Origin of the sequence: Curtobacterium sp. Curtsp57, assembly GCF_047324335.1 — a bacterium.
In the GTDB taxonomy this organism is placed as follows: domain Bacteria; phylum Actinomycetota; class Actinomycetes; order Actinomycetales; family Microbacteriaceae; genus Curtobacterium.
This window is the reverse complement of sequence record NZ_CP168511.1, coordinates 3,986,527-4,007,480: the sequence shown is the minus strand read 5'-3', so window position 1 is coordinate 4,007,480 and position 20,954 is coordinate 3,986,527. Positions and strand designations below refer to the sequence as shown.

Sequence of the window (20,954 nt, the reverse complement as noted above, 5' to 3'; positions counted from 1 at the left end):
CCCAGCCGCGTCACGGCCAGCTCGGCGCGTCGGTGCCCGCGGCGACCCGGTCGCCCCAGACGGCGTCGAGTGCGGCTGCCTGACCCGCGTCGAGCACCACACCGCCGACGGCGACGTTCTCCTCGAGGTGCTGGACGCTCGACGTCCCGGGGATGAGCAGCACGTTCGACGCGTGCCCGAGCAGCCAGGACAGCCCCACCTGCGACGGTGTCGCCCCCACCTCGGCCGCGACCCGCACCACGGCGGGCTCCTCCCCCACCTTGGGCAGTCCTGGGAAGGCGCCACCGAGCGGGAAGAACGGCACCCACGCGATGCCCTCGGCGACGCAGAGGTCCAGCAGGTCCTCGAACTCGCGGGCGACGAGCGAGTAGGCGTTCTGCACGCAGACGATGCCAGCAGGCACCGCGCGGCGGACGACGTCGGTCGTCACCGCGCTGAGCCCGATGCCGCCGATGAGCCCCTCGTCCCGCATCGCCACCATCTCCGCGAGCTGATCGTCGAGGTCGACGAGCTGCTCCCCCTCGGCTCGGAGCCCAGGGCCCGCGTCCGCCCGACGCAGGTTGACGACGTCGATGCGTTCGCGTCCGAGCGTGCGGAGGTTCGCCTCGACCTGCGCGCGCAGCTCCGCCGGGCGCTGGGCGAGGGCGAGCGGCACCGGCGCGTCGACTCGCACGGCCCCGACCTTGCTGACGACCGTGATCGCGTCGGAGTCACCGAACGCCCGGCGGATGACGTCGTTCGCGACGCCGTCGCCGTAGAAGTCGGCCGTGTCGACGTGGTCGACCCCGAGCTCCGCGGCGCGGTGGAGCAGCGCGACGCCGGCCGCGCGGTCGTCCTCGAACCGCTCGAGCGCCATCGCGCCGTAGCCGATGCGTGCGACGGTGCGGCCGCCGAGCGAGCCGGTGTCCAGGGGTGCTGTCATGGGGAGCCTCCGGTAGTCTGGTCAGCAAGCGGAGGTTCCTCCGTTTGTGATCCCATAGTAAACGGAGGCACCTCCACTTTGTCCAGTCCCGACGCGCACGTGTCCCGTCGCCCCCGCGCCGACGCCGCGCGCAACCGCGAGAAGCTCGTCGATGCGGCACGATCGGCGTTCACGACCGCCGGCGAGGACGCCTCCCTCGAAGCCGTCGCCCGCTCCGCCGGCGTCGGGATCGGGACGCTCTACCGGAACTTCCCGACGCGCGAGGACCTCGTCGCCGCCGTCTACGCCGTCGAGCTCGATGCCGTCCTCGGCACCGTCGACGGATTCCTCGCCGAGCTCCCCGCCGACCGGGCACTCCGCGCCTTCGCCGACCGGTACGCCGGGTTCGTCCAGACCAAGCGGGGCATGGCGGAGACCGTGCGGGTGGGGGCGATCCGCGGCGCGGCCGAGACCGTGCACACCCGTGAGCGCGTGAACGCCGCCGTGCAGCGGTTCCTGGACGCGGGGGTGGCCGACCGGACCCTCCGCACCGACGTCGTCGCAGATGACGTCACCGCGGCCCTGATCGGCGTGCTGCTGTCCACACGGGACACCATCGATCCGGCGCAGACCGGCCGGCTGCTCGAAATCGTGGTGGACGGACTCCGCCGGCACGACCGGTAGGCGTCCCCACGCGCCTGCGGCCGCTGCACGTCGGGCGCTGCCGGGTCAGTCGTCCGTGTCGACGACGTTCGTGACGACGTCGCCGGAGCCCGCGTCGACGCGGATGCTGTGCTTCGTCCCGGAGTCGTCGCGGACGTCACCTTCCCAGACGACCGTGCCGGCGTGGTCGTCGAGGCCGAGTTCCGTGACCGCCCCTGCCACCTCGTCCGTCAGACGCGCTGCAGCATCCCGGACGTCGATCTTCGCGGCGTCGACGAAGCGCTGGTTCTCGGCACGGTCGTCGGCGTCGGAGTCGTCGATCACCGGGTCGCCCGTGGTCGCGGTGCCGTCGGCGTTCGTGTGGACCTCGTGCTCGGCCTGGTCGGAGGTCACGACGAGGACCTCCCACGCGGAGCCGTTCTGCTCCTGTTCGACCGAGATGACGGTCCCGGAGCCGACGGCGTCGCGAGCGGTCGCGACCGCGGCGAGCAGGGCGTCGTTCGACGCGGCGGCCGTGGTGGCCGGTCCGGACGCCGCCGCGCTGGACGATCCCGACCCGGACGAACCGGATCCGGACGGGTCGCCCGAGCCGCTCGCGCACCCGGTCACGGCGAGGGCGCCGGCGACCAGGACGGTGGCGGACAGGGCGAGTCGGCGGGTGCGGGGCATGTCGGTGAGGTTCATGCGGCGAGCCTGACGGGAGGGTGCTGAAGCAGTCCTGAAGCCCGCTGGTCATCCACCGAGTGCGATGCGCACGACGAAGCGGGCACCGCCGAGCGGCGCGTCCTCGATCACCACGGATCCACCGTGCGCGCGCACCGCGTCCCGCACGATCGCGAGTCCGAGCCCCGATCCCCCGTCGTCGCGGCTGCGGGCCTCGTCGAGGCGCACGAACCGCTCGAACACGCGGTCGCGTTCCGGTCCCGGCACCCCGACGCCGTCGTCGTCCACGATGAGGACCGCCCACGCGCCCTCCGCGCGCACGCCCAGCGCGATCCGTCCCGACGTGTGCCGGACGGCGTTGTCGACGAGGTTCCGCACGACGCGCGACAGCACGCCGGCATCACCGAGCACCCTGGCCGGCCCGACCCCGGATCCGTCGACCGTCACGAGCCCGGCGGAACGCACCCGGGAGGCCTCGGCCAGCACCAGGTCGTCCAGGTCGACCGCGCGGCCGTCGGTGACCCCGCGTTCGTCGAGCTTCGAGAGCACGAGGAGTCCGTCGACCAACCGCGCGAGGCGGTCGTTCTCGGCCGTGACGACCTCGGCGAGCTCGCCGACCCCGATCCGGTCCGGGTGCGCAGCCGCCACCGACGCGTGCTGCCGGACGGATGCGATCGGCGACCGCAGCTCGTGCGACGCATCCGCGACGAACTGCCGTTGCGCCGATGCCGACCGGTCGAGCCGCTCGAGCATCGCGTTCATGGTGTCCGCGAGCCGGGCGACCTCGTCACCGGTGTCCGGTACGGCGATCCGGGCGCCGCGCGCGTCGCCGCGGACCGCGTCGACCTCGCGCCGGATCCGGTCGACGGGGCGGAGCGAACGCCCGACGACGATCCAGGTCCCGACGCCCATCAGCGCGACGAGGACGGGGACGCCGATCGCGAGCAGGGTGGTGACGGCCGTCGTCGCCGTGTCGGCGGACCGCAGCGACGAGCCGAACACGATCGTCGCCTCGGTGCCGTCCGGCAGGTCCACGTCGTCGGACACGAGCAGCCACCGCTCACCGTCGTGCGTCCAGCGGCTCTCGTCGCCGGTCGGGAGCGCGGGCGGGTCGGCGTCGTCACCGTGGGCGAGGACTTCTCCGTCGTCGCTGACGACCTGCACGAGGACGTCGTCGTAACCGTCCACCGCGCCGGCACCGTCCGCCTCGACCCTGGCGGACGCCTGTTCGAGCCCGCTCTCCGCACTCGACCTGACCCCCTCGACGAGCACCAGCCGGAGGACCACCACGAACGCGGCCGATCCGACCACGAGCGCCGCGAGGACCAGCGCGACCGCCGCGAACGTCGTCCGCGCACGGAGACTGCGGAGCCGCCGGCGTCGTTCAGGCACCGTCGGCCGCCAGTCGGTAGCCAGCACCACGCACCGTCTCGATCGAGTTCCGCCCGAAGGGCCGGTCGACCTTCCGCCGCAGGTGTCCGACGTAGACCTCGACGATGTTCGGGTCGCCGTCGAAGTCGACGTCCCAGACGTTCTCGATGACCTCGCGCTTCGAACAGACCTGGCCGGCACGGCGGGCGAGGAACTCGAGCACCGCGAACTCGCGGCTCGTCAGGTCGAGTCGCTGCGCGCCCCGCGCGACGGTCCTGGCCGCCGGATCGACCACCAGGTCCCCCACCGTGAGCACGCTCGGTCGCTCACGCGCGCCCCGGCGGACGAGGGCGCGGATCCGCGCGACGAGGACGGGGTGCGAGAACGGCTTCGTGACGTAGTCGTCCGCGCCGGCATCGAGGGCCTCGACCTGGTCCCACTCGCCGTCCTTCGCGGTGAGCATGAGCACCGGGGTCCAGTTCTCCTCGGCGCGGAGCTGGCCGCAGACCGCCCACCCGCTCATCCCGGGCATCATCAGGTCGAGCACGATCGCGTCGTAGCCGAACTCCCGCGCGTGCCACAGTCCGTCGACACCGTCGTGGGCGACGTCGACCGCCCACCCCTCGGCCTCGAGCCCGCGGCGGACGCCGTCGGCGAGCCGTACCTCGTCGTCGACCACCAGCACACGCATGTCGTGCATTCTGGCGGCCGGCGCTGAAGCGCGCCTGAAGCGGTGGTCCCGACCAGAGCCGGACGGGAGGCTCCCCACCGGCACGGCCGACCCGCCGCTGACGCGTCGGTCCGGAACCGGCGGCGTGGGCCCAGGTGCGGGCCCGCCGCGCGCCTCCCGTCCGACCGACGGTCCGGACACGGCGGCCCGTGAGCCGTCAGACCAGCAGCAGGATGCCCGCGACGATCGACGCTGCGGTGATCGCCAGCGCGACCAGCAGGAGCACGAGGTGGACCGTGTAGAACGTGGTCGGGCGCCCCGATGCGTCGCGCGCCCTGGTGTCCTTCGCCACGCGCTGGAAGAAGCGCGGCCAAGCGATCAGGTTGAACAGGGCACCGACGAACAGGACGACTGCGGCGAAGACGAGCACCCGACGAGTCTACGCAGCAGGTGTCGGAGTTCGGTGGTGCTCGGCCGCCCCCAACGCGGCCGAGTCCCACCGGCTGATCGCCACACGCTGTGTAGCAATTGCTACAGACCTTACACGGTGGGGGTGACCACGTCGAGCCATCCCGTGGGATCGACGTCCCGCTCCGCTCCGTGCCGGGCACCAGGGACGACGTGCAGGCGCGCCGGCGCCGGCCACGCGGCGACGAGTCGTTCGCTCGTCCCGAGCGGCACGGTGGTGTCGGCGTCGCCGTGGACGACGACGAGCGGTGGGGTGACCAGCGGGCGTCGCGCCGGTCGGAGCGACACGGGCGCTGGCTGCCCCGCGAACCGGCAGAGGACGGGCGTGGCGAGGACGGCCCGCGCCGCGGTCGCGAGGATCCTGCCGAACACGCCCCCACCGGCACCGTGTGCGATCGTCTCGGACCAGTCGACGAGCGGGCCGGTGAGCACGACGGCACGGATCGCCACCGGGAGCGGCTCAGCCAGCGCCCTGAGCCACAGGGACGCACCGAACGACCAGCCGAGGAGGGTGACCTCCTCGGCGCCACGATCCGCTGCGAAACGGATCCACGCGAGGGCCTCTGCTGCCTCTCGGGCACCGAACGCGTGCCGCCGTGCCGGTCGCCGAGCGGAGTGCGACGCGAACAGGCAGGCGTAGCCGAGCTCCCGGAACGCCGGGGCCACCTCCTGGTGTCGGAGCGGGTGCGACCCGAGCCCGGGCAGGAACAGCGCCCACCGGCCGCCGTCGTCGGGTCCGGGCGCGACCCACCCGGGCAGGTCGTCGATCGACACGCTCGTCAGTGTCGGGTCCGGGAGGATCTCGGAGGTGTCGTACAGCGCGGCCGCGCGCCTGCCCACGAAGGACGCTGCCGCGACGCCGAGGCCATCGAGCGCCGTGACCGCGACCGCCCCGCGCGTGACCGCCCTAGGCCACATCGAGCGCGGCCTCCGCACGCGCGAGCACCGCGCGCTCCCGGTCGGTCAGGGCTGCCCGGGAGCTCCGGACACCGTCGTTGATCTCGACGATCAGCCGACTGAGTCGCGTGGCGGGGTCGGCCGACACCGGGTACTCGTTGTCCGTGCCCACCCGGGCGTGCAGTGACTCCAGCGCACGGATCGCCGTCGTCACCGCACGGGACCGACGCGCCTGTGCGACACGGTGTCCGATCACCAGGAGCAGCATGCCGGACGCGACGCAGATCACCGCGCCGGGCGTGGTGACGTCGTACGGCGGCGAGAGCGTGCGGGTCAGGGCGACGTCACCGAAGACGTGCGCCAGGTCCATCACCACGACGACGACCATCCGGACCACGCCGAACACACCGCCGACGACGAGCACCCACAGCCCGACGAGGTCGGTGCGGGTCCTGGCCTCGCGCACGTGCAGCACGCAGATGATGCCGGTCGCCCCGAGCGCGACCCCGAGGTAGAGCGTCTGGGCGATCGAGTACACGGCCGCTGCGGGGTGCGTCCCCGCGACGAGCATGAACGTCGTCGTGGTCGCCGGTTTGTCGAGCACGACGAACGCGGTCACGATGACGACGCCGACGACGATGCACGACACGACGATCGCGTTCCGGAGCCACGGCCCCGCGGCGCCGACGGCCTTCGCAACACCCCAGAGCAGCGTGCTGGTACCGGCGATCATCAGGCAGTCACTGACGACCGTGACGACGTTGACCCCGCCGAACAGCGGGTCGAGCCAGAGGTAGAGCGGGTCGACGTTCGTGACGATGGTCGCGCAGAAGAGCAGGAACGTCACCGCGAGCGTGCGGTCCTGGCCGCGCTGCAGCACGAAGAGCGCCACGGCCCCGGCGACGAGCAGGACGGCCTGGACGACCGACAGGATCACCCGAAGACCCCGCGGAAGGCGCTCGGGCGGCTCCGGTGGTCCCGGATCAGCTGTGCGAGCCGGTCCGCGAAGAGCTCGGCCTCTCGCTCGAACTCGTTCTCGAACAGGCCGCGGGCCATGGCACGCTCGACCTTGTACTCGGGCAGGTCCGGGATGACGTCGCGGATGTACGCCGACTGCGCGGAGACCTCGTGGTGCGCGTGCAGGACGTGCCCGAGCTCGTGTCCGATCACGAACGAACGGAAGGTCTGCGACGGCGTCGGCGAGATCATGATGAGGTGCTCGTGCTCGAGCGTCGCGACGAACCCGCAGACCGGCTCGGCCGCGAGGAACGCCTCTTCGCGCACGACGACCGGCTTGCCGACGAGCTCCGACGCGGCGGCGACGGCCTGGTCCACGCCGGACCAGCCCTCGTCGCGCCCGCGCGCCCAGAACGCGTCGATGCGGGACGCGGTCACGGCTCGATCCCGCGTTGCGACTCCTCTTCGATCACCGCAGCGATCCGTCGGAGCGCTTCCGGCGAGAGCTCGCCGGGGAACGTCCGTGCCGCGAAGCCGCTGACGCGCGCCGAACGGAGCGACCGGACGAGGGCGAGCTGGGCACCGATCCGCTCGGGGACCTCGCTGTCCTCGAGCAGGAAGCGTTCGTCCACCTCGAAGAAGCCGGCGAGGAGCTGCAGCAGCTCGGTGTCCCGGTTGCGACGGCCGTCGCCCGAGATCATGTAGGTCCACTTCGCACGGGAGAGCGATCCGCCGCGGGCGTCGACGTAGTCCTCGATCGCGGAGAACGGCACCGGAGCACCGCGCTGCGACTCCTCGAAGTCGAGCAGGAGGTTGAGACGGCGAGCAAGCTCGGCGGCGTCGAGGGCCCCGCCCTTCGGCTCCCTGGTGATCATCGGTCCCGACCCCCTCGGATACACGGAAACCCCCGCCGAAGCGAGGGTCCCAGTCGTGTGCACCCCCTCGGACTTGAACCGAGAACCCACTGATTAAGAGTCAGTTGCTCTGCCAATTGAGCTAGAGGTGCATGTCCAGATCACTCTGGACTCCGTCGCAGCTTGTGTGCCGCAACGGGAATCAACAATAGCATGGGTTTTGCGCGCCCGTGACCACCTCCGGGTGCCGACCGAACAGGAGCACCATGACCGACCGTCTCGCCGCCGGCGACACCGCCCCCGACTTCACCCTGCAGGACCAGGACGGCACCGAGCACACCCTCGGATCCCTGCGTGGACGCAAGGTCATCGTGTACTTCTACCCCGCTGCGTCGACCCCCGGGTGCACGACCGAGGCCTGCGACTTCCGCGACAACATGTCGTCGCTCCAGGCGGCCGGGTACGAGGTCCTCGGCGTGTCGAAGGACGAACTCCCTGCGCTCAAGAAGTTCCAGCACGAGCAGGCGCTCACCTTCCCGCTCCTCAGCGACCCCGACCTCGCCGTGCACAAGGCGTACGGCGCATGGGGCGAGAAGAACAACTACGGCAAGGTCGTCACCGGCACGATCCGCTCGACGATCATCGTCGACGAGGACGGCACCGTGCAGCTCCCGCTCTACAACGTGAAGGCGACCGGGCACGTGGCGAGCCTCCGGAAGAAGCTCGGCCTGGTCTGACACCAGGACGGACGGGCGCGCCCCGCTCAGCGGTGACGCGCCAGCGGCACGCGGGGCGCGCCGACGGAGCCTGCGAGGGAGGGATGCCAGCTGGCACCGCGCCTCCCGTCCGTCCTGCAGTGGCCGTCTACTCGACGCGACGCGCGAGTGCGGACGTCACCGACTTCGACAGCACCAGCGTGATCGCGAGCAGCGCCGGGATGAGCAACGCCCACCCGACGGCCGGCACCCGGAAGACGCCCTGGAACGCGCCGATCGCGAGCGCGCCCTGCATGACCTGCCAGACGATGATCCCGCTGCGGACCCAGGCGCGCCGGTGCCAGAGGCCGACGAGCATCGACCCGAGCCAGAGCGCGGCGATCGCGGTGAGGACGGTCAGCGCGATGCCGGAGGCGAGGCTCGTGGCCGGCGAGACGAGCACCTCGACGAGCAGCACGACAGTGACGACGACGAGTGCGGCGAACTCGAGCGCGAGCACGACGAGGAGCACGATCATCGCCCTGGACCTCGGCTCGTGGACGTCCGGGGTGGTCGGGGTGGTGTCAGACACAGTGTTCCTCCAGCAATGCAACCCTTGATTTGGCCATACCAGTATGGAACGATGTTCGAGGTCGTTTGGACGGCACGATGTGGTGTGCGTCTCCCGTGGTTCGACGCTCTTCTTCCGAGCGTTCTGCGGGCGTCAGACTCTCCCCGCGCGGAATCACCTCCCCACAGGTTCCCCCCGCACGTCACATGACCATGTGCAGAGTTCTCCAGCCCCGAACCACGGCCCCGGCCTGCCGTTCGAGCATCGATTTTCAAGGAGCACCACCACATGGATTGGCGTGACAAGGCTGCCTGCCTCACTGCGGACCCCGAGCTCTTCTTCCCCGTCGGGAACACCGGGCCGGCCGTGGACCAGATCGAGAAGGCCAAGTCGGTGTGCGCCCGTTGCACCGTGACCGAGATGTGCCTGCAGTACGCACTCGAGAACAACCAGGACTCGGGCGTCTGGGGCGGGCTCAGCGAGGACGAGCGTCGCGCGCTCAAGCGCCGCGCCGCCCGCGCCCGTCGCGCTTCCTGACGCGCTGACCTGACGCCCGCCGCACCCCTCGGGGTGCGGCGGGCGTCGTCGTGCCCGCTGGTGCGTTGCGGGCGCCGCGTCCGTTCCGCGGGAGGACCGGTGCCGGTCCGACGGACACGGCCCGGGCCTCCCGACTATCGCGTCGCGCCCCGGTGCGGACACCGCGCCCCGCACGACGGGGCGCGACGTTCACAGCCGGGCGCGACCGCACAAGCGAAAGCAGTCCGCACCACGCGATGACGTGGCGCGGACTGCTTCGCGTTGTGCAGACGGTCGCCCGACCGCCCGGAAGACCGGTGCCGGTTCGACAGACACGGCCCGAGCCTCCCGGCTATCGCTTCGCACCCCGCTGCGTACACCGCGCCCCGTCACGACGGGGCGCGACGTTCGCGGCCGGGCGCGACCGCACAACCGAAAGCAGTCCGCACCACGCGATGACGTGGCGCGGACTGCTTTGCGTTGTGCAGACGGTCGCCCGACCGCCCGGAGGACCGGTGCCGGTCCGACGGACTCGCCCCGAGCCTCCCGGCTATCGCGTCGCGCCCCGCTGCGGACACCGCGCCCCCGCACGACGGGGCGCGACGTTCCCAGCCGGGCGCGACCGCACAAGCGAAAGCAGTCCGCACCACGCGATGACGTGGCGCGGACTGCTTCGCGTTGTGCAGACGGTCGCCCGACCGCCCGGAAGACCGGTGCCGGTCAGGCGGCCCGACCCGAGCCTCCCGCCGCCGCGCTACGCGGCCGCGGTCTCCCAGCGGAACGGGATCGAGATGGTGACCTCGGTGCCGCTGCCGGTCAGCGTGTGCCAGTCGATCGTGCCGCCGAGCTCGCCCTGGATGAGCGTGCGGACGATCTGCGTGCCGAGGCCCGAGCCGACCTTGCCCTCCGGCAGGCCGACGCCGTTGTCGCGCACCTGGATCGACAGGTGGTCGTCGCTGCGGTTCGCCACGATCTCGACCTCGCCGTCGCGGCCGTCCAGCCCGTGCTCCACGGCGTTCGTCACGAGCTCGGTGAGGCCGAGCGCCAGCGGGGTGGCGGCCTCGGACGGCAGGACCCCGAACTCCCCCGTCTTCTTCGGGTGGACCGTCGTGTTGTGGGACGCCGCGACCTCGGTGACGAGCTTCAGCACGGAGTCGAAGACCTCGTCGAAGTCGACGTTCTGGCTGAGGCCGGTCGACAGGGTGTCGTGCACGACGGCGATCGCCGCGACCCGGCGCATCGCGTTCTGCAGCGACGTCCTGGCCTCGTCCGAGTGGGTGCGGCGCGCCTGGATCCGCAGCAGCGACGCCACGGTCTGCAGGTTGTTCTTCACCCGGTGGTGGATCTCCCGGATGGTGGCGTCCTTGGTGATGAGCTCCCGCTCCTGGTGCCGCATCTCGGTGACGTCGCGGCAGAGGACGACCGCGCCGATCCGCTCACCGTGGTCGCGGAGCGGGATCGAGCGGAGCGACACGGTGACGCCCTTCGACTCGATGTCCGCACGCCACGGGGCCCTGCCGGTGACGACGAGCGGCAGGGACTCGTCGACGTCGAGCTGCTGGCCGAGGAGCTCCGTGGTGACCTCGGCGAGGGACTTCCGCTCGAGCTCCCCCTCGAAGCCCATGCGGTTGAACGCGCTGAGGCCGTTCGGGCTCGCGAACGTCACGATCCCGTTGGTGTCGAGGCGGAGCAGCCCGTCGCTGGCGCGAGGAGCACCACGACGGGGTCCGGCAGGGGCGCCGAGGTCCGGGAAGTCGCCGGTGGCGATCATGCCGAACAGGTCGTTCGCGCTGGCGGTGAAGTTGAGCTCCTGCCGGCTCGGCGTGCGCATCTCGTCCTGGTTCGAGTGGCGCGTGACGACCGCGATGGGACGCTCGGTGGTCTGCTTGCTCTTCGGGCTCAGGCGCCGCAGCACCGGGATGGCACGCACGCGGGTCGGGGTGTCCTCGTACCAGTCCGGCTCGGCGGAGTCGACGACCCTCGCGCTCACGAAGCTCTCGGTGACCTGCTCGCGCCACTCCTCGCGGATCTCCTGGCCGACGATGTCGCGGTAGAAGAGCGTCGCGGCTGACGACGGACGGGCGTGCGCGACGGCCACGAAGGAGCCGTCCTCGGCAGTCGGGACCCACAGCACCATGTCCGCGAAGGACAGGTCGGAGAGGAGCTGCCAGTCCCCGACGAGCAGGTGGAGCCACTCCACGTCCGCTTCGGAGGATCGGCCTTGTGCGAGGACGAGATCACTGAGGGTCGACACCGGCCCAGTCTAGGTGCGGCGGCCTGTGGACAGTTTGCCGCCGTCCACAGGTGAAACATGCGTGAATTTCTCATCGCACATGCACAATACGCTCGCCCCACCAACGAAAGGGGCCGGGGTGGCGCGGGAAGCACAGCGGATCGACGACGATGCGCGGAAGGTCGAGGCACAGGCGGTCGTCCCGGTCGCGCCGCCGGATCCGGGGGCCGACGACACCGCACTCGCCGACCCGGCCGACACGGCTCGAGCGCTGGCTCTGTGCGTCGCGGAGATCCTGACCGGAGCGCGGGAGGTCGACAGCATCGCGCGGTGGATCACCGACGACGTGCACCGGCACCTGCAGCAGCGGGCCGCGTACGCCGCACGCGCACGGTCAGCGACCAGGCGGACACACGCACGCGCGACGATCCGGGCCGGCAGCGTCGTCGTGAGCCGGCCTCGGGACGGGGTCGCCGAGGCGAGCGTCGTGGTCCACACCCGGAGCCACGCGCGCGCCGTCGCGATCCGGCTCGAGGAGCGGGCCGGGAGATGGCGGGCGACCGCCGTCGGCATGCTCTGAACCAGCCCGCAGACGGACGGGAGGCCCGGTGCCAGCTGGCACCGGGCCTCCCGTTTCGTCAGTGTGTCGCGTCAGCCCTTCTTGGCAGCCTGACGACGCTCGGCTCGGTTGGTCGACGCCTGGCCGGAGGCCGTCGCCGCGGACCCGAACGCGGAACCCTTCTCCGGGCCGGCTGCGGCCTCTTCCTCCGCCTGCGCACGCTGCGCGAGGGCCGTTGCGGCCTGCTCGAGGCGACCACGCTCGTCACGGACCTCGACCTCGCCGTCGATCGACGGAGCGGAGTACTCGAGGCCGGAGACCTCGTCCTCACTGAGGCCCTTCGCCTCGATCACCGCGTTCTCGCCGTCCGACTGGACCTGCACCTCGAGGTTGAACAGGAAGCCGACCGACTCCTCGCGGATCTGGCCCATCATGCTCTGGAAGAGCGCGTAGCCCTCGCGCTGGTACTCGACCAGCGGGTCGCGCTGGGCCATCGCACGGAGGCCGATGCCGTCCTTGAGGTAGTCCATCTCGTAGAGGTGGTCACGCCAGCGGCGGTCGACGACCGAGAGCACGACGCGACGCTCGAGTTCGCGCATCGCTTCCTCGCCGAGGGTCTCCTCGCGCTTGGCGTAGGCGAGCTTGGCGTCGGAGAGGATCTCGCGACCGAGGAACTCCCGCGTCGCCTTGCCCTTCGAGCCGGCCTCGGTGATGACCTCGTCGATGGTGATCGAGATCGGGTACAGCGTGCCGAGCTCGGTCCACATCGCGTCGAGGTCCCAGTCGTCCGGGCTGCCTTCCCCGGTGTGGGTGTCGATCACGTCGTCGATGACGTCCTTGAGGAACGTCTGCGTGCGCTCGTGGAGGTCGTCGCCCTCGAGGATCTGCCGACGGTCGCCGTAGATCGCCTCGCGCTGGCGGTTCAGGACGTCGTCGTACTTCAGGACGTTCTTGCGGATCTCGGCGTTGCGGCCCTCGACCTGCGACTGCGCCGAACGGATCGCACGGCCGACGAGCTTGTTCTCGATCGCGAGGTCGTCGGGGACGTTCGAGCGGCCCATCAGGCTCTCGGCAGCGCCGGAGTTGAACAGGCGCATCAGATCGTCGGTCAGCGACAGGTAGAACCGGCTCTCACCGGGATCGCCCTGACGGCCGGAACGACCACGCAGCTGGTTGTCGATGCGGCGGGACTCGTGACGCTCGGTACCGAGGACGTACAGGCCGCCGGCTTCGCGGACCTTGTCGGCCTCTTCCTTGATCTCGGCCTTGACACGGTCGAAGACCTCGTCCCATGCGGCCTCGTACTCGTCCGGGGTCTCCGTCGGCGAGAGGCCCTTGGCGTGCATCTCCTGCACGGCGAGGAACTCCGCGTTGCCGCCGAGCATGATGTCGGTCCCACGACCGGCCATGTTCGTCGCGACGGTCACGGCGCCGAGGCGACCGGCCTGGGCGACGATCGCGGCTTCACGCGCGTGGTTCTTCGCGTTGAGGACCTCGTGCTTGACGCCCTTCTTCGCGAGGAGCTTCGAGAGGTACTCCGACTTCTCGACGCTGGTGGTGCCGACGAGGACGGGCTGGCCCTTCTCGTGGCGCTCCGCGATGTCCTCCGCGACCTGCTCGAACTTCGACTTCTCGTTCTTGTAGACGAGGTCGGTCTGGTCGATGCGCTGCATCGGGCGGTTCGTCGGGATCGGGACCACGCCGAGCTTGTAGGTCGACATGAACTCGGCCGCTTCGGTCTCCGCGGTACCGGTCATGCCCGAGAGCTTCTGGTACAGACGGAAGTAGTTCTGCAGCGTCACCGTGGCGAGCGTCTGGTTCTCGGCCTTGACCTCGACGCCCTCCTTCGCCTCGATGGCCTGGTGGATGCCCTCGTTGTAGCGACGGCCCATCAGGATGCGGCCGGTGTGCTCGTCGACGATGAGCACCTCGCCGTTCATCACGACGTAGTCCTTGTCGCGCTTGAACAGCGCGTCCGCCTTGATGGCGTTGTTCAGGAACGAGATCAGCGGGGTGTTCGCCGACTCGTAGAGGTTGTCGATGCCGAGGTAGTCCTCGACCTTCTCGATGCCGGGCTCGAGGACACCGACCGTGCGCTTCTTCTCGTCGACCTCGTAGTCCTCGCCGGGGACGAGGCGCGTGGCGATCGACGCGAACTCGGTGAACCAGCGGTTCGCCTCGCCGGAGGACGGGCCGGAGATGATGAGCGGCGTGCGCGCTTCGTCGATGAGGATCGAGTCGACCTCGTCGACGATCGCGAAGAAGTGGCCGCGCTGGACCATGTCCGATGCCTGCCACGCCATGTTGTCGCGGAGGTAGTCGAAGCCGAACTCGTTGTTCGTGCCGTAGGTGATGTCGGCGGCGTACTGCTCGCGACGCTCGGCCGGGGACTGGTTCGCGACGATGCAGCCCGTGGACATGCCGAGGGCGCGGAACACGCGGCCCATGAGCTCGGACTGGTACGACGCGAGGAAGTCGTTGACGGTGATGACGTGCACGCCGCGGGACGGGATCGCGTTGAGGTACGCGGCCGTCGTGGCGACGAGGGTCTTGCCCTCACCGGTCTTCATCTCGGCGATGTTGCCGAGGTGGAGCGCCGCACCGCCCATGAGCTGGACGTCGAAGTGCCGCATGCCGAGGGTCCGCTTCGACGCTTCCCGCACGGCGGCGAACGCCTCCGGCAGGAGGTCGTCGAGGGTCTCCCCGTTCGCGTAGCGCTCGCGGAGCTCCTTCGTCTCGTCCTGGAGTTCCTCGTCGGTGAGGCTCGCGAAGTCGTCCTCGAGGTCGTTGATGGCCGAGGCGTACGCCTTCAGCCGGCGGAGGGTGCGCCCTTCACCGACGCGGAGGACCTTCTCCAGCACGTTTGCCACGTGAACTCCTTACGAGTGGACGCACCCGGTCGGCGCGTCCGATTCAGCCAGTCATGCTAGCAACCCGCTCGATCCCTCCGCTGGGAGCCGCACACGTGTGCGCGGCCCGCGAACGGACCGCGCACACGTCGAACCGGCGGTGGGGATCAGGCGATCGCCGCTGCCGGCGTCCGTTCGGCGGGGGCGTCTGCGCCGTCGCCGTCGATGCCGATCACGCCGTAGTCCCATCCCTTGCGGCGGTAGACCACGCTCGGGCGGCCGCTCTCCGCGTCCACGAAGAGGTAGAAGTCGTGCCCGACGAGCTCCATGTAGTAGAGCGCGTCGTCGACGCTCATCGGCGCGGCCTGGAAGACCTTCTCGCGGATGACCACGGGGCAGTAGACGTCGTCTTCTTCCTCGTGGTGGTCCTCGTCGACCACCGTGATCGCTCCGGTCGCGACGTCGTCGATGAGCTTGCCGTCCGCCGGCGTGACGCCCATCCCGTCGAAGGCCGCCCCGGAGGCCTCGGCGACGGATGTCGGGCGGTGACGCCCACGGTGCACCTTCCTGCGGTCACGCGCTCGGCGCAACCGCTCCATGATCCGCGCGAATGCCAGATCGAACGCCGCGTACTTGTCCGATGCCGCCGACTCCGCCCGGACGAGCGGACCGGGGCCGATCAACGTCAGCTCGACACGGTCCTCGCCCTGGCTGCCACCACTCTTCTCGTGGTGACGACTGATGCGCACCTCGAAGGCGAGGGCGCGGTCGGCGAGCACGTCGATCTTGTCGGACTTCTGTTCGACGTAGGTGCGGAATCGGTCGGTGATCCCGACGTTCCGGCCCGTGATCGTCACGTCCATGCGCGGCTCCCATCCGTACTTCGGCGCGTCGCCTCCATCCGGCGAACCCGAACGCCTTGTCCCGGAGGCTAGACCCGCCGGGACCCCCGCGTCACCCGTTGCTGGCGAGTCGTGCCGGACACCCACCGGATGCCCAGACACCGACCGGATGCTCGGTGGACACCGGGTGTTCACCGATCCCGCCGACGCGCGTCAGCTGTCCACGCTGGCGGTCGCGACGCATCGCGCGACCCGTCCACCGGCAGCCCGGACGGCGCGGATGGCCTCTGCCATGGTGACGCCGGTGGTCACGACGTCGTCGACCACCACGACGTCGCGTCCGGCGAACCGCGCTGCGGACAGGGTGCCGACGGTGACGGCGACGCGTTCGACGGCGGTGCGTTCCTTCTGCCCGTCCGCATCGCCACGCCCACGTCGGAGCGGCCGTGTCCCGCGGACACCACCGCGCGCCAGCAGGAGCACGACGGTGTCGAACCCGCGCCGACGTCTGCCCCGTGGGGACGGCGGGATCCGGACCACGACGGTCCCCGGCGGGGACGCGGCCAGTGCCCGGCGCACGAGCTCAGCGGTCGGGCGTCCGAGCAGGCCTGCGACGTCGACCCGGCCGCGGAGCTTCAGTTCGAGGAGGAGCGTGCGGACGAGTCCCTCGTACTCGAACGCGGCGTCGAGACGGACGCCTGCGACCAGCCGGACCCGCCGGGGCCGACGTGCGAGGTCGGCTCGACAGGCCGGGCACACGGCACGATCCGGGGCGCCGCACCCCAGGCACGACACGGGCAGGAACAGCCCGACGACGGCGAGGGCCGCATCGCGCCAGATGGCGGGACAAGTTGTGGCGGGCATGCCACGATCCTCACCGCCCCCGCCGCCGGACGGGACGTGGTCCGCCGGACGGTGGACGAGCCTCCAGGACGACCGCCTGTGGAGGACGACCGCCTGTGGAGGAGGCGGGCTAGCGCTGCGTCCCCAGGACGTCCGCGGTGACCCCGGTGCGGTCCCACCCGCCGCCGGTGGACTGCAGCACCTGCCCGCCCATCGTCCGCAGCAGCAGGGATCCCCCGCTGCCCCCGGTGATCGCGGTGGCCGTGCCGTCCGGACGCTGGAGCGTCATGGACTGCCCGCCGATCGTCGAGCGGACCACGGTCTGCCCGGTCGAGGTCTGCCCGAGCGACGCGACGTCCAGGTCGCTGGCCCACGTGGCACCGATCGCGGTCCCCGACGCCGCCTGCAGCCGCACCGGGGCACCGAGCGCCGTCGGCGTCCGGTCCGAGTCGCGGATGATCGCCATCACGTACAGTCCCGGCCCGTCGTCGGTGTCGATGAGCGCGAGGGCCCTGGCCGAGTCGCGGGACACCTGGAACGACACCAGCTTCCCGTCCGGCAGCGTCGACGACACCTGGTGCGGGTCGCCGCCGAGACCGTACGCGGTGATGCTCCTGGTGTCGGACCGTTCACCGACCCAGACGAACCCGGCGTCGTCGATGGACGGCGCGATCGTGGAGCTCCTGGTGTCGATCCGGAGCTCCGGCTTCCCGCTGCGCACCACGAAGATCCCGTCGGCGTTGCCCACGGCGGCCTCCGAACCGGCGGCGCTGAGCGAGATGGAGGTCGGCCGGAGCTTCGCGATCGTGCTCCCCATGCCGCCCCCGAGCGCCGTGACGTCCCCGGTGCCCGGCGCCGCGTACCCGACCGTGTCGCCGTCGTCGACGAGCGGTCGGGGGTCGACGTCGGGGTTCAGCACCGCCGAGGTGCCGCTGGAGTCCGGGACCGAGAAGCTCGCGCCCTCGGCCGTCAGGTCGACGGACGAGATGGTCGCCACGGACGACAGCGACCGAGCGAGCTGCTCGCGCATCCGGACCTTGTCCACCGTCGTCGCCCGCAGGGCGTCACGCGACAGGTCGACCTGGGCGTTGCCGTTGTCGACCGTGACCGCGTTCAGCGAGAGCTGCGTGCCCTCGGGGAACGACGTCACGACGGCGCCCTTCATCCACCCGGCCGGGCCGGCGAGCAACGCGCTCACGATCCGGGTGCTCGTCGACGACCGGGCGAGGAACCAGCGCTCGTCGGGGATCAGGTACCGGTACGTCGGGTCGTAGAAGTACAGCGCGTGCGCCTGGAACACCTGCTCGAAGCTCACCGGCGACAGGATGATGCCGTCGGGCGCGTAGCTGATCCGCCACTCGCCCCCTTCCTTCACGAACTGGAAGGTGAGCGTCGACGAGGTGGGACGGACCGCGGGCGTGTACTCGCCGTCGCCGTCGACGGTCGCACTGGCGGTGAGCGTGTAGGTGAGCTCGCGGGTGCCGACCCGTTCGATGTCGCCGTCGCCCTGGCGGACCGTGACGCTCTGCCGCGGGTTCCACTTCTGCGAGAACGAGTCGCTGAGGAACTCCCTCGCGATCGCGTAGTTGTCCTGCGCGCCGGTCGCGGCGTCGATGAACTTCTCGAGGACGGTGTCCTGGTCCTGCCCGTCCTGCGGACCGCTCGGCCGGAAGTCCACCCCGGAGACGGAGTCGCCCTTGAGGCTCTGGCCGTCGCGGACCGGGCCACCGGTGGGGATCGCGGCGCACGCGGTGAGGGCGACGAGCGCGACCGCGGCGAGCGCGACGCCGACGGTGCGGCGGACACGCGTGCGCGCGCCCGCGCCGGTACGCGTGACGGTGCGGCGCGGCATCATCTGGAGCCTCCTTCTCGGGGACCGTCGTAGGACTCGTCGAGCTCCGGCAGCGGGATCGCCGACGTCGCCGTGACCTCCTGCCCCTTGCGCGGGACCGTGAGCACGAACGCGGACCCCTCGCCCGGCCGGCTCCACACGTCGATGCGGCCACCGTGCAGGTTCGCGTCGCCGAGGCTGATCGCGAGTCCGAGCCCGGTCCCGCCGATGGTGCGCTTGCGGCTCGGATCCGCTCGCCAGAAGCGGTCGAACACACGAGCGGTGTCCTCTGCCGGCATGCCGACCCCGTGGTCGCGGACGGCGATCGCGACGGTCTTCGCGTCACTGTCGACGACGACGTGCACCGGCTTGCCGTCCCCGTGCTCGATGGCGTTGCCGACGAGGTTGCGGAGGATGCGCCGGATCCGCCGGGCGTCGAGCTGCATCGTGGTGTGCCCGCCCGGGGTCGCGAGCCGGAGGTCCACCCCGACGCGCTCGGCGAGCGGACGGAACTCGTCGACGATGTCGGTCGTGAGCGATGCCGGCACGACGGGCTCCGTCTCGAGCTCGACGGCCTGCGCGTCGTACCGGGAGATCTCGAGGAGGTCGGCGAGCAGGAGCTCGAACCGCTCGATCTGGTCGTGGAGGAGCTCGGCCGACCGTCCGACCGCCGGTTCGAACGCGTGCCGGGCGTCGTAGAGCACGTCGCCGGCGAGCCGGATCGTCGTGAGCGGGGTGCGGAGCTCGTGTGAGACGTCGGACACGAAGCGCTGCTGCACGCGGGAGAGTTCGGCCAGCTGGGTGATCTGGCGGCTCACGGCATCGGCCATGCCGTTGAAGCTCCGCGCCAGGACCGCGACGTCGTCCTCGCCCTTCACCGGGATGCGTTCGTCGAGACGGCCGGCGGCGATCTTCCGGCTGGTCTCGGCCGCGCCCCGGATCGGCACGACGACGAGCCGGACGACGAGCGACGTCACCAGGGCGATGAGCACGATGAGCGCGACACCGCCGATGGACAGCGTCTGCGACACGAAGTCGAGGGTCTGCTGCGCGTCGGAGAGGTCGTAGACCAGGTAGAGCTCGTACTGCCCGGCACTCGGGATCTGCAGCGTCGACCCGACCGCCAGCCCGGGTTCGCTCCGGCCGGCGTCGTCGAGCCGGACCGGCTGCAGGCTGAGGTTGCCGGTGTTCTTCCCCACTTCCTTCCGCAGGGCGTCGGTGATGACGGCGTCCGGGAAGTCGGGGCTGGCGAGGTTCTGCAGCGTCTGTGACGTGGACTGCTTCGGCGAGCGCTCGATCGCGATCCTGGTGCCGCCGGGGCTCGTCGTGTTCGACAGGATCGCCTGCTGCGCCTCGTTCTGCAGGGTCTCCAGCTCGGACTGGTTGTTGTCCTCGGCCGCGGTGGCCGCGTCGAAGATGCCCTGCGCGACGTTCGTCGCACGGGCGGACTCCGCCTCGATCTGGTCCCGGCGCTGCGAGTAGACGTTCGTCGAGATGCTCACCATCACGGCGGTGCCGATGATCGCGACCGCGAGACCGGTGGTGGTCACCGTGATCGCGACGGACCGGACCATCAGGGAGCGGCGCCACAGGAACGCGACGCCGCGCCAGAGTCGCCTCGCCCACGACCGCATCCGTCGGCGCGCGCGCCCGAGGGACGTCAGGCCGGCGGAGGACGGCGGCACGGTGGTCAGGCTCCCCCGGCGCGGTAGCCGACGCCACGGACGGTGGACACGATGCGCGGGTTGTCCGGGTCGTGCTCGATCTTCGCGCGGAGGCGCTGGACGTGCACGTTCACCAGGCGGGTGTCCGCCTTGTAGTGGTAGCCCCAGACCTGCTCGAGCAGCATCTCGCGGGTGAAGACCTGGTTCGGCTTCTCGGCGAGCGCGCGGAGCAGGTCGAACTCGAGCGGTGTGAGCGCGATGACGGCGTCGCCGCGACGGACCTCGTGCCCCGGGACGTCGACGGTGAGGTCCCCCACGTGCAGCACGGCGGCGTCGGACGCCGTCGGGCGCAGACGGGTGCGGATGCGGGCGACGAGTTCCTTCGGGTTGAACGGCTTCACGACGTAGTCGTCCGCACCGTTCTCGAGCCCGGCGACGACGTCGGAGGTGTCGCCCTTCGCGGTGAGCATGATGATCGGCGTGCCGCTCTCGGCGCGGATGCGACGGCAGACCTCGATGCCGTCGATACCGGGGAGCATGACGTCGAGGAGGACCAGGTCGGGCTTCGTCGAGTGGAAGGCGTCGACGGCGTCGTTGCCGTCGGCGCTGAACTCTGGCTCGTAGCCCTCCGAGCGGAGGACGATGCCGATCATCTCGGCGAGGGCCTGGTCGTCGTCGACGACGAGGATGCGCGGTGTCATGTGATGTGGACTCCGGGTGCGGTGCGGGGGTGCCCGGGCAGGCACCTCCCGTTCACGATAGCCGAGCCCCCATCAGGCTGCGTTTTCCGACAGGATGGGAGGGACCGCGTGTTGCCTCGCGCGGCCGACGTGAGGGGGCGGTTCGATGGCCGGCGACGAATGGCGCGTTCCGGGGACGGGTGCACAGCCGGGAGGCCCCGGTCCGG

Annotated in this window: 21 protein-coding genes and 1 tRNA gene; 4 read left to right on the top strand and 18 right to left on the bottom strand. The window is 71.0% G+C overall.

Annotation, left to right across the window (positions count from 1 at the left end):
• Positions 1-10: 10 nt before the first annotated feature.
• Positions 11-922 carry an aldo/keto reductase gene (locus ACEN9V_RS19200; protein WP_413601628.1) on the bottom strand — a complete coding sequence of 304 codons (912 nt, stop codon included), beginning with the start codon at positions 920-922 and terminating at the stop codon, positions 11-13.
• Between the two features lie 78 nt (positions 923-1,000).
• Between ACEN9V_RS19200 and ACEN9V_RS19195 the strand changes: the two genes are divergently transcribed.
• Positions 1,001-1,585, top strand: coding sequence for a TetR/AcrR family transcriptional regulator (locus ACEN9V_RS19195; RefSeq protein ID WP_413601627.1), 585 nt, complete (start codon positions 1,001-1,003; stop codon positions 1,583-1,585).
• Between the two features lie 45 nt (positions 1,586-1,630).
• Here ACEN9V_RS19195 and ACEN9V_RS19190 read toward each other — a convergent pair whose 3' ends face one another.
• The 9 genes from ACEN9V_RS19190 to ACEN9V_RS19150 form a co-directional block, all read right to left on the bottom strand.
• A complete protein-coding gene (locus ACEN9V_RS19190; RefSeq protein ID WP_413601626.1) occupies positions 1,631-2,248 on the bottom strand; it encodes a PepSY domain-containing protein in 618 nt (205 codons plus the stop codon).
• Between the two features lie 48 nt (positions 2,249-2,296).
• Complete coding sequence (locus tag ACEN9V_RS19185) at positions 2,297-3,619, bottom strand: sensor histidine kinase (RefSeq protein WP_413601625.1); 1,323 nt, start codon at positions 3,617-3,619, stop codon at positions 2,297-2,299.
• Positions 3,612-4,289 (bottom strand): response regulator transcription factor, encoded by a 678-nt coding sequence (locus ACEN9V_RS19180; protein WP_413601624.1) that lies wholly within the window; start codon positions 4,287-4,289, stop codon positions 3,612-3,614. Before ACEN9V_RS19180 ends, ACEN9V_RS19185 begins: the two co-directional genes overlap by 8 nt.
• Before the next feature lie 196 nt (positions 4,290-4,485).
• Complete coding sequence (locus tag ACEN9V_RS19175; RefSeq protein ID WP_281264946.1) at positions 4,486-4,698, bottom strand: SCO4848 family membrane protein; 213 nt, start codon at positions 4,696-4,698, stop codon at positions 4,486-4,488.
• A 110-nt stretch (positions 4,699-4,808) separates the two neighbouring features.
• Entirely contained in the window at positions 4,809-5,654 is an 846-nt protein-coding gene (locus ACEN9V_RS19170) for an alpha/beta hydrolase (RefSeq protein WP_413601623.1), read from the bottom strand.
• On the bottom strand, positions 5,644-6,570 hold the full coding sequence (locus tag ACEN9V_RS19165; protein WP_281264948.1) for a hypothetical protein: 927 nt from the start codon (positions 6,568-6,570) through the stop codon (positions 5,644-5,646). The genes ACEN9V_RS19170 and ACEN9V_RS19165 overlap by 11 nt, the downstream gene beginning before the upstream one ends.
• Positions 6,567-7,028 carry a hypothetical protein gene (locus ACEN9V_RS19160; RefSeq protein ID WP_413601622.1) on the bottom strand — a complete coding sequence of 154 codons (462 nt, stop codon included), beginning with the start codon at positions 7,026-7,028 and terminating at the stop codon, positions 6,567-6,569. The genes ACEN9V_RS19165 and ACEN9V_RS19160 overlap by 4 nt, the downstream gene beginning before the upstream one ends.
• On the bottom strand, positions 7,025-7,465 hold the full coding sequence (locus ACEN9V_RS19155; RefSeq protein WP_281264950.1) for a hypothetical protein: 441 nt from the start codon (positions 7,463-7,465) through the stop codon (positions 7,025-7,027). Before ACEN9V_RS19155 ends, ACEN9V_RS19160 begins: the two co-directional genes overlap by 4 nt.
• Before the next feature lie 58 nt (positions 7,466-7,523).
• A tRNA-Lys gene (locus tag ACEN9V_RS19150) sits at positions 7,524-7,596 on the bottom strand.
• A 114-nt stretch (positions 7,597-7,710) separates the two neighbouring features.
• Here ACEN9V_RS19150 and bcp point away from each other — a divergent pair.
• Positions 7,711-8,181, top strand: a complete 471-nt coding sequence (gene bcp / locus ACEN9V_RS19145; protein ID WP_413601621.1) for a thioredoxin-dependent thiol peroxidase — start codon at positions 7,711-7,713, stop codon at positions 8,179-8,181.
• A gap of 127 nt (positions 8,182-8,308) precedes the next feature.
• Here the strand turns inward: bcp and ACEN9V_RS19140 are convergent, their stop codons facing one another.
• A complete protein-coding gene (locus ACEN9V_RS19140) occupies positions 8,309-8,731 on the bottom strand; it encodes a hypothetical protein (RefSeq protein WP_281264952.1) in 423 nt (140 codons plus the stop codon).
• A 267-nt stretch (positions 8,732-8,998) separates the two neighbouring features.
• Between ACEN9V_RS19140 and ACEN9V_RS19135 the strand changes: the two genes are divergently transcribed.
• Positions 8,999-9,247: a WhiB family transcriptional regulator gene (locus ACEN9V_RS19135; RefSeq protein WP_017888820.1), complete on the top strand. Its 249-nt coding sequence runs from the start codon at positions 8,999-9,001 to the stop codon at positions 9,245-9,247.
• Positions 9,248-9,980: 733 nt separating this feature from the next.
• On the opposite strand, the gene ACEN9V_RS19130 is transcribed toward ACEN9V_RS19135, so the two are convergent.
• Positions 9,981-11,480 (bottom strand): sensor histidine kinase, encoded by a 1,500-nt coding sequence (locus ACEN9V_RS19130; protein WP_402730029.1) that lies wholly within the window; start codon positions 11,478-11,480, stop codon positions 9,981-9,983.
• Between the two features lie 118 nt (positions 11,481-11,598).
• On the opposite strand from ACEN9V_RS19130, the gene ACEN9V_RS19125 reads away from it, so the two are divergent.
• Complete coding sequence (locus ACEN9V_RS19125; protein ID WP_402730028.1) at positions 11,599-12,039, top strand: Rv3235 family protein; 441 nt, start codon at positions 11,599-11,601, stop codon at positions 12,037-12,039.
• A gap of 71 nt (positions 12,040-12,110) precedes the next feature.
• Here the strand turns inward: ACEN9V_RS19125 and secA are convergent, their stop codons facing one another.
• From secA to mtrA, 6 genes are all read right to left on the bottom strand, one after another.
• Entirely contained in the window at positions 12,111-14,888 is a 2,778-nt protein-coding gene (gene secA, locus ACEN9V_RS19120; RefSeq protein WP_413601620.1) for a preprotein translocase subunit SecA, read from the bottom strand.
• A gap of 146 nt (positions 14,889-15,034) precedes the next feature.
• Complete coding sequence (gene hpf, locus ACEN9V_RS19115; protein WP_413601619.1) at positions 15,035-15,730, bottom strand: ribosome hibernation-promoting factor, HPF/YfiA family; 696 nt, start codon at positions 15,728-15,730, stop codon at positions 15,035-15,037.
• Positions 15,731-15,922: 192 nt separating this feature from the next.
• Positions 15,923-16,573 carry a phosphoribosyltransferase family protein gene (locus ACEN9V_RS19110; RefSeq protein WP_413601618.1) on the bottom strand — a complete coding sequence of 217 codons (651 nt, stop codon included), beginning with the start codon at positions 16,571-16,573 and terminating at the stop codon, positions 15,923-15,925.
• A 109-nt stretch (positions 16,574-16,682) separates the two neighbouring features.
• Positions 16,683-18,407 (bottom strand): GerMN domain-containing protein, encoded by a 1,725-nt coding sequence (locus ACEN9V_RS19105; protein WP_413601617.1) that lies wholly within the window; start codon positions 18,405-18,407, stop codon positions 16,683-16,685.
• On the bottom strand, positions 18,404-20,068 hold the full coding sequence (gene mtrB, locus ACEN9V_RS19100; protein ID WP_413601616.1) for an MtrAB system histidine kinase MtrB: 1,665 nt from the start codon (positions 20,066-20,068) through the stop codon (positions 18,404-18,406). Before mtrB ends, ACEN9V_RS19105 begins: the two co-directional genes overlap by 4 nt.
• A 5-nt stretch (positions 20,069-20,073) precedes the next feature.
• Complete coding sequence (mtrA, locus tag ACEN9V_RS19095) at positions 20,074-20,748, bottom strand: MtrAB system response regulator MtrA (RefSeq protein WP_281264960.1); 675 nt, start codon at positions 20,746-20,748, stop codon at positions 20,074-20,076.
• Positions 20,749-20,954 lie beyond the last annotated feature (206 nt).

Excerpts from the sequence above, each read along its gene's own strand:
- ACEN9V_RS19105 (WP_413601617.1), bottom strand. The coding sequence starts at position 18,407 with ATGATGCCGCGCCGCACCGTCACGCGTACCGGCGCGGGCGCGCGCACG.
- hpf (WP_413601619.1), bottom strand. The coding sequence starts at position 15,730 with ATGGACGTGACGATCACGGGCCGGAACGTCGGGATCACCGACCGATTC.
- ACEN9V_RS19170 (WP_413601623.1), bottom strand. The coding sequence starts at position 5,654 with ATGTGGCCTAGGGCGGTCACGCGCGGGGCGGTCGCGGTCACGGCGCTC.
- ACEN9V_RS19155 (WP_281264950.1), bottom strand. The coding sequence starts at position 7,465 with ATGATCACCAGGGAGCCGAAGGGCGGGGCCCTCGACGCCGCCGAGCTT.
- ACEN9V_RS19200 (WP_413601628.1), bottom strand. The coding sequence starts at position 922 with ATGACAGCACCCCTGGACACCGGCTCGCTCGGCGGCCGCACCGTCGCA.
- ACEN9V_RS19110 (WP_413601618.1), bottom strand. The coding sequence starts at position 16,573 with ATGCCCGCCACAACTTGTCCCGCCATCTGGCGCGATGCGGCCCTCGCC.
- ACEN9V_RS19180 (WP_413601624.1), bottom strand. The coding sequence starts at position 4,289 with ATGCGTGTGCTGGTGGTCGACGACGAGGTACGGCTCGCCGACGGCGTC.
- bcp (WP_413601621.1), top strand. The coding sequence starts at position 7,711 with ATGACCGACCGTCTCGCCGCCGGCGACACCGCCCCCGACTTCACCCTG.
- ACEN9V_RS19135 (WP_017888820.1), top strand. The coding sequence starts at position 8,999 with ATGGATTGGCGTGACAAGGCTGCCTGCCTCACTGCGGACCCCGAGCTC.
- ACEN9V_RS19190 (WP_413601626.1), bottom strand. The coding sequence starts at position 2,248 with ATGAACCTCACCGACATGCCCCGCACCCGCCGACTCGCCCTGTCCGCC.
- mtrA (WP_281264960.1), bottom strand. The coding sequence starts at position 20,748 with ATGACACCGCGCATCCTCGTCGTCGACGACGACCAGGCCCTCGCCGAG.